The sequence below is a fragment of the Chitinophaga sp. NPDC101104 genome (genome assembly GCF_050277495.1).
In the GTDB taxonomy this organism is placed as follows: domain Bacteria; phylum Bacteroidota; class Bacteroidia; order Chitinophagales; family Chitinophagaceae; genus Chitinophaga.
The window spans coordinates 94,854-108,551 of the sequence record NZ_JBNNSF010000003.1; the positions used below are offsets into that span (position 1 = coordinate 94,854).

Sequence of the window (13,698 nt, forward strand, 5' to 3'; positions counted from 1 at the left end):
TTAGACTCGTATCCAGTGCGCAATCTGATCATTTTCTTACGGCGGTACTTCAACTTCTTTCTGTTTTTGCTGCTGGAAGTGATTTGCTTGATTTTCGTTTTCCGGACCAATAATTTCCAACGTACCGTTTACCTCAATTCCGCCAACGGCGTCTCCGGCAAACTGTACACCCGCTACAACGATATCCAGTATTATTTCCACCTCAAATCCACCAACGACAGCCTCGTGTCGGAAAACCTCGCGCTGCTCCAGCAATTGCCGACCAGCTTCGAGGAAAAGGACACGGCTTCCCTGGTGAAATTTGACACCCTCCGGAAATTTACCAACGATACGGCCCGCAAGCTCCTCAGCACGGAGGTCCGCAAGTTCCTCTACCGCAGCGCCAAAGTCGTGAACAATTCCGTCAACAAACCCGTCAACTTCATCACCATCAACCGCGGCTCCAAAGACGGTATCCGCCCCAACATGGGCGTGATCGGGCCTAACGGCGTGGTGGGCGTGGTGAGAACGGCTTCGGAAAACTATGCCGTCATCATTTCCCTGCTCACCAAATCCAGCGGCAGCACCTCTTCCTTCAGCTTCAGTTCCCGCCTCAAAAACTCCGGCGAGATCGGAACGGTGTATTGGGACGGGTACGACGGCGGGCATGTGACGATGAAAGACGTGCCCCGCAGCGCCAAACTGCACAAGGGCGATACCGTGGTGACGAGCGGCTTTTCGGCCGTGTTCCCCGAAAACATGAACATCGGGTACATCGACACCTTTTACATCGGCGAGAAAGCGAGCACCTCGTTTACCATCCGCCTCAAACTGGCCACTAATTTTTACAACCTGCAATACGTGTACGTCATCGAGAACCTGCTGCGCGACGAGCAGGAGCGGCTGGAGGATTCGACACGCAAAATGTTGAAATGAGCATACTGTTAAGAAATATCATCCGATTCATTTTGCTGATCCTGTTCCAGGTACTGGTGCTGGACCGGATACTCGTGCACCAGATGGTGAACCCTTATCTCTACATGCTCTTCATCCTGCTGCTGCCCTTCAACATCCCCCGCCCGGCGCTCCAGTTCCTGGGCCTGTTGCTCGGCCTCACGCTCGACATGTTCTCCGACTCCATGGGCATCCACGCCGCAGCATGCGTATTTATCGCTTACCTGCGCCCGTTCGTGCTCAACATCCTCAGTCCGCAGGGCGGCTTCGAAGGCCCCCAGCGCACGCCCTCCGTTACCACGATGGGCATTTCCCAGTTCGCGATTTATGTGACCGTGATGGTCCTTTTGCATCACATCGCGTATTTTTGTTTGTCCGTTTTCAGTTTTGCTGATCCCCTGTACCTGTTGACGAAGATCTTGTTGTCTACCACAGCCAGTTTGTTGCTGATCCTGATCTACGAACTGTTGTTTTTCAGCAGGAAATAGGGAGCCATAAAAGTCATAAATCCAGGAACCTGCCATGTCCGTTTTTAATCAGTCCAGGAGGCGCGTCATCCAGTTCATCATGCTCGGCACCGTATTGGTGATCGTGTCGAGACTGTTTTACCTGCAGGTCGTGGAAACGAAATATTCCAAACTGGCAGACGCCAACGCCCACCTCCGCAAGGTGATCTATCCCAGCCGCGGCATCGTGTACGACCGCCATGGCCGCGCCGTGATGCGCAACGAGGCGCTGTACGACCTCATGGTGACGCCCGTCAACGTTAAAGGGATCGATACGGCATACATGTGCGAAATCCTGAATATCGACATGCAGGAATTCAACCGCCGCATCCAGGTGGCGCGGAACCGCGAAGGGCCCCGCCGCCCGTCGGTATTCGCCAGCCTGCTTTCGCCCGACATGTACGGCAAGCTCCAGGAAAGCATGTACCTCTTCCAGCCCGGATTCGAACTGGTGCAGCGGCCCGTGCGCTCGTACCCTTACGGTGTGGGTGCCAACTTCCTCGGGTATATCAGCGAAATTTCGCCCAACATGCTGGCCGATACCACCGGCAAATACAGTGCTTACCAGCAGGGCGATTATATCGGGATGACAGGGCTGGAGCGGACTTACGAGGAAACGCTCATGGGGCAGCGCGGCATCCAATACCTCGTGAAAGACAATCTCAACAGGCCTCAGGGTTCCCTGGAAGGGGGGATCTTCGACACGGCCGCCATCGCCGGTAAAAACCTCCGCCTGGCGCTGGACATGGAGTTGCAGGTGCTGGGAGAAAAGATGATGGCCGGCAAGATCGGTTCCATCGTGGCGATCGACCCCCAGACCGGCGGCATCCTCACCATGGTAAGCGGCCCTACTTTCGATCCGAACCTGTTGTCCGGTTCATATCGCGCAAAGAACCTCGGTATTCTCTTCACGGATACCGTTAAACCCATGCTGAACCGCGCCATTCAATCTGCATATCCTCCCGGCTCCACCTTTAAGCCGATCACGGGACTGATCGCGCTCGACGAGGGCATCATCGGGCCGGAATTCGGTTTCCCCTGCCACGGCGGATACGGACTTTGCGGCCGTTTTGCCCGTTGCACGCACAGCAACCCCGGGCACGCCGCCAATATGCGGGTGGCGCTGGCCAACTCTTGCAACAGCTACTTCATGCACGTTTACCGCCTGTCGGTCGACAATAAAAAATGGGGCGGTACCAAGAACGGGCAGGCCAAATGGGTGGAATACCTGAAGGCGATGGGCCTTGGCCGCAGGATCGGGGTCGACATTCCGTCAGAAGCGGCCGGTGTTGTGCCGGATACGGCTCGCATGAACCGGGTGTACCGTGGCGTATGGAACTCCTGCTCCGAAATGTATGTGGGCATGGGACAGGGCCAATTAACGCTCACGCCGATGCAGATGGCCAATGCCATGTGTATCATCGCCAACCGCGGATGGTATTACATCCCGCATTTCGTGGAAAGTATCGACAACGATAATTCCGACAAGCTTAAAAAATACAAGGAAAAACACTCCGTGGCGCATATTTCCGCCGAGGCTTTCCAATCCGTGGTAGACGGGATGGGCGACGTGGTGACCAGCGGTACGGCACGCGGTGCGCAAATCGAAGGCATCGCGGTGTGCGGTAAAACGGGTACGGCAGAGAATAATGCCGTAGTCGGCGGCAAATTGGTGAAACTGAAAGACCACTCTTTGTTTGTGGCGTTTGCTCCCAAAGACAATCCGAAGATCGCCATCGCCGTTGTAGTGGAAAACGCCGGATTCGGGGCAACTTACGCGGTGCCCATCGCCAGCATCCTCATGGAAAAATACCTGACAGATACCATTTCCGCGAAACGTAGGCCCATCTTGCAGAGAATGCTGGAAACGAATACGTTCTCTTCGGAGATCAAGCATAAATCAAAACTCGACTCCCTCAACAGCGTCAACTATGCTGGTACCGAAGGAGCCGTGATCATGCGGAAAATTCTCGGACAATAAGCAAATAACGCGCAAATAGATAACATGAACCGCTCACAAGCGAAACTGACCGCAGGCATCGACTGGCCCGTTCTCGGGATGTACCTCGCACTGGTATTCATCGGCTTCCTGGCGATATTCGCCGCAGAATACCGGGAGGGCGACCAGGTGATCCAAAACCTCCTGCACCAGAATAAAAACTGGGCCAGGCAGGTATTGTGGTTTGGCGTGTCTATCGTACTGGCAACAGGTATCTGGCTCACCGATTCCAAGTTCTTCACCGCCACCGCCAATCTTTTCTACGCCTTCGGTATTTTGCTGCTGCTCGTGGTATTGGCCATAGGAACGGGGGTGAAGGGCTCGAACTCGTGGCTCGAACTGGGCGGTTTCCGGTTCCAGCCGGCGGAATTCACCAAACTATGTACCGCATTGGCGTTGGCGAAATATATATCGGCGATGGAAACGGATTTCACTAAGCTCCGATCACGGCTCATCGCCGTGGCCATGGTGCTGGTGCCGCTGGGGATCATCATTTTGCAGGACGAAACCGGTCTTGCCCTCGTGTATTTCGCCTTCTTCCTCGTGATGTTCCGTGAAGGGCTGCCCGGCGTGCTGCTCGTCATCGCTTTCTCGGGGATCGTGCTGGTGTTGAGCGCCCTGCTGGTCGACAAGTTCATCCTCCTTTACATTTTCACCGGCGTAGCCGCGCTGGTCGTATATTTCAACCGCTTCCAGATCAGACGGAACAAATCGCGCCTGGCGCTGATCATCGGCATCTGGGCGTTCTGCGCCTCGTTCGTCATGTACGTGGTGCCTTTCGTGTTCACCAACGTGCTGAAAGATTACCAGGTGCGCCGTATTTATGTGATGCTGGGGCAGGAAAACGACCCCAAGGCCACTTACAACACCCGCCAGTCCATGATCGCCATCGGCTCGGGCGGGTTCTGGGGGAAAGGGTACCTCAAAGGCACCCAAACCCGGTTCGATTTCGTGCCGGAACAATCTACCGACTTCATTTTCTGTACCATCGGCGAAGACTTCGGCTTTGTCGGGAGCATCATATTCCTGGGGATTTATGTGTCCCTGCTCTTCCGGATCATTTTCATCGCCGAAAGGCAGCGAAGTACCTTCAGTCGCGTCTATGCCTATAGCGTGGCTTCCATCATCTTTTTCCACCTGGCCATCAACATCATGATGACCATCGGCCTGGCGCCGGTGATCGGGATTCCCTTGCCACTGGTGAGTTACGGCGGTTCGTCGCTCATGACGTTCACCATGCTCATCTTCATCATGCTGCGCCTCGATGCAGACCGGCAGATGGTACTGCGATAAGGCATATTCGTTACATTTGTATAATGGCACGCATCATCCCGCTTTCGGAAGGAAGCTTTACAGTAGACGGGACCAAGCAATTTGTACCCTTCGATGACCGGAAAGACCAGCTCAGGGACCGCCCTGCCGGTTCGTTGCTGGTGGAGATCCAGCCTTTCCTCGTGATAACGGACCGGGATATTCTGTTGATGGACACGGGCCTGGGGTTCCGCAATCCCGACGGTATTTTACAACTGCATCAAAACCTCATCGATAACGGGATCAATCCCATGGAAGTGACCAAGGTGCTCATGAGCCACCTGCATAAAGACCATTCCGGCGGCGTCATTTCCACCGATCCCGTCACGGGCGAACGTAGCCTGAGCTTCCCCCACGCCACTTATTACGTGTCCAGACCCGAGCTGGATTACGCCTTCGCGAACGACGGCAAATCCTACCACAAAGAAGATTTCGACCTCCTCGCGCAGCGCGACAACGTCGTGTTTACCGAAGGGAAAGGCACGATAGACGGGTATATCCATTACGAATGGTCGGGCGGGCATTGCCCTTACCACCAGGTTTTCCTGATAGACGACGGGGAAGACAAAGTATTTTTCGGGGGAGACGAAGCGCCGCAGATTTCCCAGATGCGGAGCCGCTTCGTCGCCAAATACGATTACGACGGCAAGCGTGCGAGCGAGTTGCGGCAGGAGTATATGGAACGCGGAAAGGCCGGCGACTGGACGTTTTTGTTTTATCACGATACGAAACAACCCACAACAAAATTCCAAATATGAACCATTTAGCCGAAGCCTGGGTGCAGGCGTGGAACAACCACGACCTCGACGCCATCATGGAACACTATGCCGACGACATCGTTTTCTATTCGCCGTTCATCAAGCGCATCAACAACGACCCTTCAGGCCGTATTACCGGTAAAGCCGCGCTGAGAGCCTATTTTGAAAGGGCTTTAGTAGCTTATCCGGAGCTGCACTTTGATCTCTACCATGTGCTCGAAAGCGTGGATTCCGTGACGCTGTATTACCAAAGCGTTGGTAACCGCCTCGCGGCGGAGATGATGGTGGTGGATGGAAATGGAAAGGTGAAGGAAGTGAGAGCCCACTACAAGGAACAATAAAAACGAAAAGCCCTCCAGATCGGAGGGCTTTTTTTATGGCCGGTGTTTGTTTCCTTTTGGATTATTGATCGCCCGGTTTTCGCGGCGCTCCTTGAGCTGGCGGATCATCATCGAGCGGAATTCCCTTTCCGCGCGGTAAAGCCCGGAGACTTTCTTGGGGGGCAGTACTTTGAGGAACTCGCCTTTATATTTCGTTTTGATGTCGAGCATGCGTTTCTCGAAACCCAGCTCGCGGTCGAGGGCTTCGTTGGCCATTTCGTCGGTCCGCGGTTTGGTTTTGAGGTCTTTCGATTTTTTCCGGCGTTCGGAGATCAGTTCATTCACTTCATGCGAATATTGCTTGTAGACCGGCCAGAATTTCTGGGCTTCTTCGGGTGTGAGGTCCAGTTCGCGGGAGATATAGAGGATTTCGAGGGATTTCACTTTATCTTCCCCCGATTCCTTTGGCGCTTCCTGCGAGCGCACGGCTAAAGCCGATAGCATGAAAATGGGGATGAATCCGAACAATACCCCAATCAACTTGATCCGTTTCATCTGGTTATCAATTATTTAACTGTGTCTGCTGCAAGAGGTTGTCTTCCAGCAGGGTTTCAATTTCTTCATTGCTCAGGTCTTCCGGCAGCACGGAAGGCATGCTTTCTTCGAAAGATACGTTCGCAAATATATTATCATCATCGAACTCATCGGACCGGAACTGGAGAAAATCTACGATTTCCTGGTCGCTGATCTGCGCGAGCTCGCGGTCGATGGAGCTGCCGGTCCATTTTTTGGCGCCCCAGATGGCGGAAACTACCACTACGCCGGCGATGGCGGCGGCGGCGAGGCAGCGTTTGAACAGCCGGATCCTTTTGCTGATGGAGACCACTTTGGTAACGGGCTCGTTGCCGCTGCCCTGGATCATTTCGCGGTCGAGCCCTTCGAAATACCCGTGGGGCGTGTGGAAGGGGGCTGTTTTGCGGGGCAGTTGGGCGAGGGAGGGAGCGATGGCTTCCAGTTCTTCCGTTACTTCGTCGTGCCCGTCCATTTCCCGCATCCGTTTGAGGAGAAGTTTCGGGAACTGCGCAAAATAGTCGTCCGGCAGGTAAAAATCCGGCATCCCGCCCATTTCGGGCAGGTGGGGAGCCACCTGGTTCAGTTCATCAGCGATATCTTTTCCTTTTTGCGACATATATATTTGAGACCAACCGGCAGGCGAATGGTTTAATTTTCAATTATTTTTTAAGAACTCTTCCACTTTTTTGACGGCATGATGATACGAAGCTTTGAGGGCGCCTTCGGAGGTGTCGAGCACGCGGCTCATTTCCTCGTATGGCATTTCATCATAATATCGTAAGCTGAATACGGTCCGTTGTTTTTCCGGCAGGCTGAGGATGGCGTTTTGCAGTTTCCATTCGATCTTTGCGGGATCGTAATTGGGATCTGCCTGGAGTTTGTTGCTGAGGCCGGATTCCACGTCAGACAGGGAAATGGCGGCTTTCCGTTTGAGGCTGTCGAGGAACGTGAGGCATTCGTTGGTGGCGATCTTGTAGAGCCAGGTGTAAAGCCGCGCGTCTTCCCGGAAATTGTCGAGGTTTTTCCAGACTTTGATGAACACGTTTTGCAGCACGTCGTTCGCGTCGTCATGATCGATGACGAGGCGGCGGATGTGCCAGTAGAGCCGTTCCTGATACTTCCTGACGATGAGGGTGAAACCTTTCTCCCGGGTGTCCGGGTGCCCGAATAGCGCCAGTAATTCTTTATCTTCTTGCGTTACAGCCATAGGCGGTTGTCTAATGAGCGGTTACCGTTGGAGCATGCGGTATATTAGACTAATATAACCATAATCCGCGGTCCGGGTTTGCTGTAAAAACAGAAAAAACCACCTATAAGATGGTTTTTTCCGCCGAAGGTTTAACGCTTCTATGAATTTTATCCCTTTTTACGGGCGATGGCTTTCTCTGCCGCAGCTACGATCTGGGGAGTGTCCAGGCCATATTTCTTCAGGAGGTCTTTGGGCGAACCGCTTTCCCCGAAGGTATCGTTGGTGCCGATGTATTCGATGGGAATGGGGTTGTGACGGGCCGCTACCTGCGCGATGGAATCTCCCAGGCCGCCGAGCACGTTATGCTCTTCGGCGGTAACGGCGCAGCCGGTTTTGGTGATGGATTTGATGACGGCGGCTTCGTCGAGCGGCTTGATGGTGTGGATATTGATGAGTTCCACGCTATAACCTTTCTCTTCGAGGATGCGGCCGGCTTCCACGCACTTCCATACGAGGTGCCCGCAGGCAAAGAGGGTGATATCGGTGCCTTCGTTGAGGATCTGGGCCTTCCCGATCTGGAAATCCTGGTCTTCCGCCGTAAAGTTGGGCCATTTCGGGCGGCCGAAGCGCAGGTACACGGGGCCTTCGTAATCGGCGATGGCGATCGTGGCGGCTTTGGTCTGGTTGAAATCGCAGGGAACGATGACGGTCATGCCCGGGAGCATTTTCATCATCCCGATATCTTCGAGGATCTGGTGGGTAGCACCGTCTTCGCCGAGGGTGAGGCCGGCGTGGGATGCGCAGATTTTCACGTTTTTGCCGGAATAGGCGACCGACTGGCGGATCTGGTCATACACGCGGCCGGTGGAGAAGTTGGCAAAAGTGGTAGTGTAGGGGATTTTGCCGCCGATGGTCATACCTGCGGCCACACCGATCATATTGGCTTCCGCGATGCCGCATTGTACGAAGCGGTCGGGGAATTCCTTGATAAACGCCTGCAGTTTCAGGGAGCCGGCCAGGTCTGCCGTGAGGGCCACCACGTTGGGGTTCCTTCTGCCTGCTTCGAGGATCCCTTCGCCGAATCCGCCGCGGGTTTCCTTCTCGTTCAGTACTTGTATGTCTTTTACCATAATGCCAGAAATTTGTGTCGCAAAGCTAGAAAATAAAATAAATTAATTCTGTAAAACACGGTCGCGCAGCGCAACTTCCCATTGCCAGGCCGTGCGGATCGAGTCTTCGATGGTGATCTGCGGGTCCCAGCCCAGCAAGGTCTTCGCCTTATTGTTGTTGGCGTAGATGGCAATCACGTCTCCCGGGCGCTCGGGGCCCAGTTCGTAATTCAGCTTCATCCCCGACACTTTCTCGAACGCCTGGATGGCTTCCAGCACGGTAACACCGTTCCCGGTACCGAGGTTGAAAACTTCCAGGTTGCCGGCGTTGCGTTTTTCGATGAGGTACTGCAGCGCCCTGGTGTGGGCGTTGGCAATGTCCATCACATGGATGTAATCGCGGATGCAGGAGCCGTCGCGGGTGTTGTATTTGGTCCCGAAAACGGTCAGTTTCGGGATTTTGCCGATGGCCGTCTGCGTGATCACGGGCACGAGGTTATCGGGTTTGCCGATGGGCAATTCGCCGATCAGTGCGGAGGGATGCGCGCCTACGGGGTTGAAATAGCGCAGCAGGATGCTGTTGGTCGCGTTCACCCGGCTATAGTCTTCGATCATCTGTTCGCCCATCTGCTTGGTGCGCGCGTAGGGGCTCTGGGCCTCGCCGAGCGGGGTGGTTTCCACCACGGGCAGATCGGTAGCGTTGCCGTACACGGAGCAGGAAGAGGAGAACACGAAGTTGGGAACGTTGAATTCCCGGATGCATTTCAGTACGTTGATAAGGGAAGTCAGGTTGTTCTGGAAATACAGCAGCGGCTCGTTCACTGATTCGCCGACGCTTTTCAGGGCCGCGAAGTGGATAACGCCCACAATGTCGCGGTTTTCGTGGAAAACTGCGTTCGTGTCTTCCAGGTTGCAAAGGTCCACTTTGTAATTGCGGATCTTCCGGCCCGTGATTTTTTCTACACCTTCCAGGAGTTTTGTGGAGCTGCGAATGTTGCTGTCGACCGATACCACGTCGAAGCCGTTGTTGATCAGATCTACGATGGTGTGGGATCCTATGTATCCGCAACCGCCCGTAACAAGGACTTTCTGCATACAGAATAACGTTTATTTAATCAGATTCATCAAATATGCGCCGTAACCGCTTTTCAACAGCGGTTGCGCGAGTTTTTGGAGCTGTTCGTTGTCGATAAAGCCCTTCCGCCAGGCGATCTCCTCTATACAGGCGATCTTGATGTCTTGCCGTTGTTCGATCACCTGCACGAACTGGGAGGCCTGCATGAGGGAATCGAAGGTGCCGGTATCGAGCCAGGCCGTGCCGCGGGGGAGGATAGACACCTGCAGGCGGCCTTTTTCAAGGTATACCTTATTAACGTCCGTGATCTCGTATTCTCCGCGGGCGCTCGGTTTCAGGTTGGCGGCGATCTCCACCACCTCGTTGTCGTAAAAGTAAAGCCCGGGCACTGCGTAGCTGGATTTCGGCTTTGCCGGCTTTTCTTCGATGGAAACGGCTTTCATGTTGCTGTCGAACTCCACCACGCCGTAACGCTCGGGGTCGGCCACGTGGTAGGCGTACACGATGCCGCCGTTCGGGGACGTGTTGTTGGCCAGCTGGCCGCCGAGGCCTGCGCCGTAAAAGATATTATCTCCGAGCACCAGGGCCACGGGATCTTTCCCGATAAACTCCCGGCCGATGACGAATGCCTGTGCCAGGCCGTTGGGCTCGGGCTGTTCCGCATAGGAAAGCTGGAGCCCGATATGGCTGCCATCGCCGAAAAGGCGTTGAAAGGCAGGGAGATCGTGCGGGGTACTGATGATGAGAATTTCCCGGATCCCAGCCAGCATAAGGGTGGAAAGGGGGTAATAGATCATCGGTTTATCATAAACGGGCATGATCTGCTTGCTGATCGCGTAGGTGATGGGGTGGAGCCGGGTCCCGGAGCCCCCTGCCAGAATAATTCCTTTCATGGCTTAAAAATCAGGTTTTTGGAGGCACAAAAATAGTCGAACCAAATGGATTCCCCCTAATATTTTGGGATTTAATGCAATTATCTAACGCACCTTTGCCCGTTTTGCGCGGCCCGGCCACCGCTGGGTCGGGGATTTGTCATGCGGAACTGTCATGAAAATAAAGCCGGGGCCATAAAAAAAGCCGCCCGGGAAGGCGGCTTTTGTATTTCGGGACCGAAAATGTTATTTCACGAAGAAGTTCACGATGAAGAACACCACCGCGGCCAGGGCCGCACTGATGGGGATCGTGAGGATCCAGGCCCAGAGGAGGTTCACTGTCACTCCCCAGCGCACGGCCGAAAGGCGTTTGGTGGCGCCCACCCCGATGATGGAACCGGTAATGGTGTGCGTGGTGCTCACGGGGATACCGAGGCTTTCGGTCATGTACAGCGTGATCGCACCCGCCGTTTCGGCGCTCACCCCTTCCAGCGGCGTCACCTTGGTGATGCGGGTACCCATCGTTTTCACGATCTTCCAGCCACCGCTCAGCGTACCCAGGCCAATGGCCGTGAAGCAGGCGAACGGCACCCAGTCGGGCACGTCTTTCAAATGACCGATGCTGCCATGTGCCACCATCGCCGCGGCGATGATGCCCATTACCTTCTGCGCATCGTTACCACCGTGGCCAAGGCTGAATGCGGCGGAAGATACCAGCTGCAGGCGCTTGAACCAGTTTTCCGCACGGTACGGATTGGCCCGTTTGGAAACGTTGACGATGAACACGGTAATGATGAATGCCACCACCATGCCGATGAAAGGCGCCAGCACGATGAAATACACCGTAGGCAATACTTTGGAAAAGTTGATCACGGCGAACGACCCGTGTGCGTTGGCTACCGCCGCCCCGATAAACCCGCCGATCAGCGTGTGGGAGGAGCTGGACGGGATGCCGTACCACCAGGTCAGCAGGTTCCAGGTAATGGCCGCCACCAGTCCGGAAAAGATCACCTTCAGGGTAATGAATTCCTCGAACACGGATTTGGCGATGGTATTGCCCACCTTGAACTCACCGTAAATGTATTTGGAAACGAAGAACGCCGCAAAATTGAAGAGCGCGGCCCACAGCACCGCCTGGAACGGCGTCAGTACTTTGGTGGACACGATCGTGGCAATGGAATTGGCCGCATCGTGGAACCCGTTTATGTAATCGAATATAAATGCCAGTATAATGATGACTACCAGAAATGTCATGAGCTGTCGGGATTAGCGGCTACGCATATTTAATGATGATGGTTTCTATCACGTTGGCGGAATCTTCGCACTTGTCGGTAGCGATTTCCAGCGCCTGATAGATCTCGCGCATCTTGATCAGCTCCACCGCATTGCTCTCCTGCTCGAACAAATCCGCGATCGCACGGTCGTAAATATCGTCGGCATGGTTCTCCAGGCTGTTGATCTTCACACATGCATCCGTGATCGCCCGCATATTGTTCATGTTGCGCAGCTCGGGGATCGCTTTGGCCAGCTCCGCCACGCCCTGGTTGATCAGATCAGCCAGTTTGCGCACACTGGAGTTGATTTCCACCACTTTGTACATGTCGATACGCTTGGCCGAACCATGGATGTAATCCGCCACATCGTCCAGCGTAGAGGCGAGATAGTGAATGTCTTCCCGGTCGAAAGGCGTAATGAAGTTCTGCCCCAATTCTACGAAAATGCGATGCGTCAGGTCATCGTTCTTGTGCTCCAGCCGCTCGATCAGGACTACTTTATCTTTCCGGATCACCGGGTCCTTGGTCTCCACCAGCTCCACCAGCACTTTACCCATTTCCACCAGGTTCGCCGCTACATCTTCGAAAAGTGAATAGAACACCCTGTCTTTCGGCATGAACAGTTTCACAATAGAATTAAAGCCTCCCATAAATGTTTGTGTTTGTTGAAAATTTGCCGCAAAATTAGTTTTCTAAAAGAAATGGCGCCAGAAAAAAATGAGAATTAATGTTTTGGTAACATTGAATTAATATGAAAGTAATATAGCGATTTTTCCTTTGTGATAGAATCCTGGCGCCTTTCAGCTCAATCATATAACTAACATTTTTTATGTAAAAAAGTTGAAAAAGCGCCCATAAACCAACAAATGTCAGACAAACGACCACTGGATATTGTAGTCATTTCCGACGTCCACCTCGGAATCTACGGCTGTCACGCAAAAGAGCTCGCCCAATACCTGGACTCCATCCAGCCCAGGATCCTCATCCTCAACGGCGATATCATCGACATCTGGCAGTTCAGCAAACGCTACTTCCCGAAATCCCACACCAAAGTCATCCGCCGCATCCTCAAAATGATGGGCAAAGGCACCGATGTCTATTACCTCACCGGGAACCACGACGAAGCCCTCCGCAAATATGCCGGGTTCGGTTTGGGTAACTTCCTGATAGACAACAAATTAATCCTGGACGTAGACGGAAAGAAGCACTGGTTCTTCCATGGGGACGTGTACGACGTTACCATGAAAAACTCCAAATGGCTCGCCAAGCTCGGCGGAAAGGGGTACGACCTCCTCATCATCCTCAACCGCCTCGTGAACCATATGCTGGAGAAAATGGGCCGAGAAAAGATGTCTTTCTCCCAGAAAGTGAAAGCCGGCGTGAAACAGGCCGTCAAATTCATCTCCGATTTCGAGCAAACGGTGGTGGAAATTGCGGCGGACAAGGAAATAGACGTCGTCTGCTGCGGCCATATCCACCAACCCGTGATCCGGGAAGAACAGGTGAACGGGCGGACGGTGACGTACCTCAACTCGGGCGACTGGGTGGAGAGCCTCACTGCCCTGGAGTACACAGAAGGACAGTGGAGCCTGTACCGACACGCCGAAAAGAAAGCGCCCGTGGTGGAGGAAGAGGATGAAACCCTGCAGCTCGAATGGAGCGCCGTGGCCCGTTCGATTTCCTTCACACGTTAATTTTCACACATTTATAACGTTTGCTTAATATTCAGGTAACCCTGAACGGATAAGTTTGCGTAACCGATCCGAATACTAGATGAAG

The 13,698-nt window shown here is 53.9% G+C and carries 15 protein-coding genes; 7 read left to right on the forward strand and 8 right to left on the reverse strand.

From position 1 onward, the window contains the following. The first annotated feature begins 15 nt into the window (after positions 1 to 15). The 6 genes from mreC to ACQKLP_RS22245 are packed head-to-tail and all read left to right on the forward strand — an operon-like array spanning position 16 to position 5,848. A complete protein-coding gene (gene mreC, locus ACQKLP_RS22220) occupies positions 16 to 915 on the forward strand; it encodes a rod shape-determining protein MreC (protein WP_427325175.1) in 900 nt (299 codons plus the stop codon). Further along, entirely contained in the window at positions 912 to 1,421 is a 510-nt protein-coding gene (locus tag ACQKLP_RS22225; protein WP_341841686.1) for a rod shape-determining protein MreD, read from the forward strand. Before mreC ends, ACQKLP_RS22225 begins: the two co-directional genes overlap by 4 nt. Positions 1,422 to 1,455: 34 nt before the next feature. Further along, entirely contained in the window at positions 1,456 to 3,420 is a 1,965-nt protein-coding gene (gene mrdA, locus ACQKLP_RS22230) for a penicillin-binding protein 2 (RefSeq protein WP_427325177.1), read from the forward strand. A gap of 24 nt (positions 3,421 to 3,444) precedes the next feature. Next, positions 3,445 to 4,731 (forward strand): rod shape-determining protein RodA, encoded by a 1,287-nt coding sequence (gene rodA / locus ACQKLP_RS22235; protein WP_341841684.1) that lies wholly within the window; start codon positions 3,445 to 3,447, stop codon positions 4,729 to 4,731. A gap of 23 nt (positions 4,732 to 4,754) precedes the next feature. After that, positions 4,755 to 5,507, forward strand: a complete 753-nt coding sequence (locus ACQKLP_RS22240) for an MBL fold metallo-hydrolase (protein ID WP_427325178.1) — start codon at positions 4,755 to 4,757, stop codon at positions 5,505 to 5,507. After that, complete coding sequence (locus ACQKLP_RS22245; protein ID WP_341841682.1) at positions 5,504 to 5,848, forward strand: nuclear transport factor 2 family protein; 345 nt, start codon at positions 5,504 to 5,506, stop codon at positions 5,846 to 5,848. Before ACQKLP_RS22240 ends, ACQKLP_RS22245 begins: the two co-directional genes overlap by 4 nt. Positions 5,849 to 5,881: 33 nt before the next feature. Here ACQKLP_RS22245 and ACQKLP_RS22250 read toward each other — a convergent pair whose 3' ends face one another. From ACQKLP_RS22250 to ACQKLP_RS22285, 8 genes are all read right to left on the reverse strand, one after another. Beyond that, the gene (locus tag ACQKLP_RS22250) at positions 5,882 to 6,331 is read right to left on the reverse strand and encodes a hypothetical protein (protein WP_427325179.1); all 450 of its coding nucleotides are present in this window, start codon (positions 6,329 to 6,331) and stop codon (positions 5,882 to 5,884) included. A gap of 58 nt (positions 6,332 to 6,389) precedes the next feature. After that, complete coding sequence (locus ACQKLP_RS22255; RefSeq protein WP_427325180.1) at positions 6,390 to 7,016, reverse strand: hypothetical protein; 627 nt, start codon at positions 7,014 to 7,016, stop codon at positions 6,390 to 6,392. Positions 7,017 to 7,055: 39 nt separating this feature from the next. Next, on the reverse strand, positions 7,056 to 7,607 hold the full coding sequence (locus ACQKLP_RS22260) for an RNA polymerase sigma factor (RefSeq protein ID WP_341841679.1): 552 nt from the start codon (positions 7,605 to 7,607) through the stop codon (positions 7,056 to 7,058). A 149-nt stretch (positions 7,608 to 7,756) separates the two neighbouring features. Next, positions 7,757 to 8,719 carry a transketolase family protein gene (locus ACQKLP_RS22265; protein WP_164714090.1) on the reverse strand — a complete coding sequence of 321 codons (963 nt, stop codon included), beginning with the start codon at positions 8,717 to 8,719 and terminating at the stop codon, positions 7,757 to 7,759. A 42-nt stretch (positions 8,720 to 8,761) separates the two neighbouring features. Further along, positions 8,762 to 9,793 (reverse strand): UDP-glucose 4-epimerase GalE, encoded by a 1,032-nt coding sequence (gene galE / locus ACQKLP_RS22270; protein WP_427325181.1) that lies wholly within the window; start codon positions 9,791 to 9,793, stop codon positions 8,762 to 8,764. A 12-nt stretch (positions 9,794 to 9,805) separates the two neighbouring features. Further along, positions 9,806 to 10,666, reverse strand: coding sequence for a glucose-1-phosphate thymidylyltransferase RfbA (gene rfbA, locus ACQKLP_RS22275; protein ID WP_427325182.1), 861 nt, complete (start codon positions 10,664 to 10,666; stop codon positions 9,806 to 9,808). A 225-nt stretch (positions 10,667 to 10,891) separates the two neighbouring features. Continuing rightward, positions 10,892 to 11,899, reverse strand: a complete 1,008-nt coding sequence (locus ACQKLP_RS22280; RefSeq protein WP_341841676.1) for an inorganic phosphate transporter — start codon at positions 11,897 to 11,899, stop codon at positions 10,892 to 10,894. A gap of 19 nt (positions 11,900 to 11,918) precedes the next feature. Further along, positions 11,919 to 12,569: a DUF47 domain-containing protein gene (locus ACQKLP_RS22285; RefSeq protein WP_427325183.1), complete on the reverse strand. Its 651-nt coding sequence runs from the start codon at positions 12,567 to 12,569 to the stop codon at positions 11,919 to 11,921. Between the two features lie 216 nt (positions 12,570 to 12,785). Here ACQKLP_RS22285 and ACQKLP_RS22290 point away from each other — a divergent pair, with 216 nt between their 5' ends. After that, positions 12,786 to 13,613, forward strand: coding sequence for a UDP-2,3-diacylglucosamine diphosphatase (locus ACQKLP_RS22290; protein ID WP_427325184.1), 828 nt, complete (start codon positions 12,786 to 12,788; stop codon positions 13,611 to 13,613). Positions 13,614 to 13,698: the final 85 nt, after the last annotated feature.

What these genes read in the sequence shown, in the direction of transcription:
- ACQKLP_RS22225 (WP_341841686.1), top strand. Translation starts at nt 912, where the DNA reads ATGAGCATACTGTTAAGAAATATCATCCGATTCATTTTGCTGATCCTG.
- mrdA (WP_427325177.1), top strand. Translation starts at nt 1,456, where the DNA reads ATGTCCGTTTTTAATCAGTCCAGGAGGCGCGTCATCCAGTTCATCATG.
- rodA (WP_341841684.1), top strand. Translation starts at nt 3,445, where the DNA reads ATGAACCGCTCACAAGCGAAACTGACCGCAGGCATCGACTGGCCCGTT.
- ACQKLP_RS22240 (WP_427325178.1), top strand. Translation starts at nt 4,755, where the DNA reads ATGGCACGCATCATCCCGCTTTCGGAAGGAAGCTTTACAGTAGACGGG.
- ACQKLP_RS22245 (WP_341841682.1), top strand. Translation starts at nt 5,504, where the DNA reads ATGAACCATTTAGCCGAAGCCTGGGTGCAGGCGTGGAACAACCACGAC.
- ACQKLP_RS22250 (WP_427325179.1), bottom strand. Translation starts at nt 6,331, where the DNA reads ATGCTATCGGCTTTAGCCGTGCGCTCGCAGGAAGCGCCAAAGGAATCG.
- ACQKLP_RS22255 (WP_427325180.1), bottom strand. Translation starts at nt 7,016, where the DNA reads ATGTCGCAAAAAGGAAAAGATATCGCTGATGAACTGAACCAGGTGGCT.
- ACQKLP_RS22260 (WP_341841679.1), bottom strand. Translation starts at nt 7,607, where the DNA reads ATGGCTGTAACGCAAGAAGATAAAGAATTACTGGCGCTATTCGGGCAC.
- ACQKLP_RS22265 (WP_164714090.1), bottom strand. Translation starts at nt 8,719, where the DNA reads ATGGTAAAAGACATACAAGTACTGAACGAGAAGGAAACCCGCGGCGGA.
- galE (WP_427325181.1), bottom strand. Translation starts at nt 9,793, where the DNA reads ATGCAGAAAGTCCTTGTTACGGGCGGTTGCGGATACATAGGATCCCAC.
- rfbA (WP_427325182.1), bottom strand. Translation starts at nt 10,666, where the DNA reads ATGAAAGGAATTATTCTGGCAGGGGGCTCCGGGACCCGGCTCCACCCC.
- ACQKLP_RS22280 (WP_341841676.1), bottom strand. Translation starts at nt 11,899, where the DNA reads ATGACATTTCTGGTAGTCATCATTATACTGGCATTTATATTCGATTAC.
- ACQKLP_RS22285 (WP_427325183.1), bottom strand. Translation starts at nt 12,569, where the DNA reads ATGGGAGGCTTTAATTCTATTGTGAAACTGTTCATGCCGAAAGACAGG.
- ACQKLP_RS22290 (WP_427325184.1), top strand. Translation starts at nt 12,786, where the DNA reads ATGTCAGACAAACGACCACTGGATATTGTAGTCATTTCCGACGTCCAC.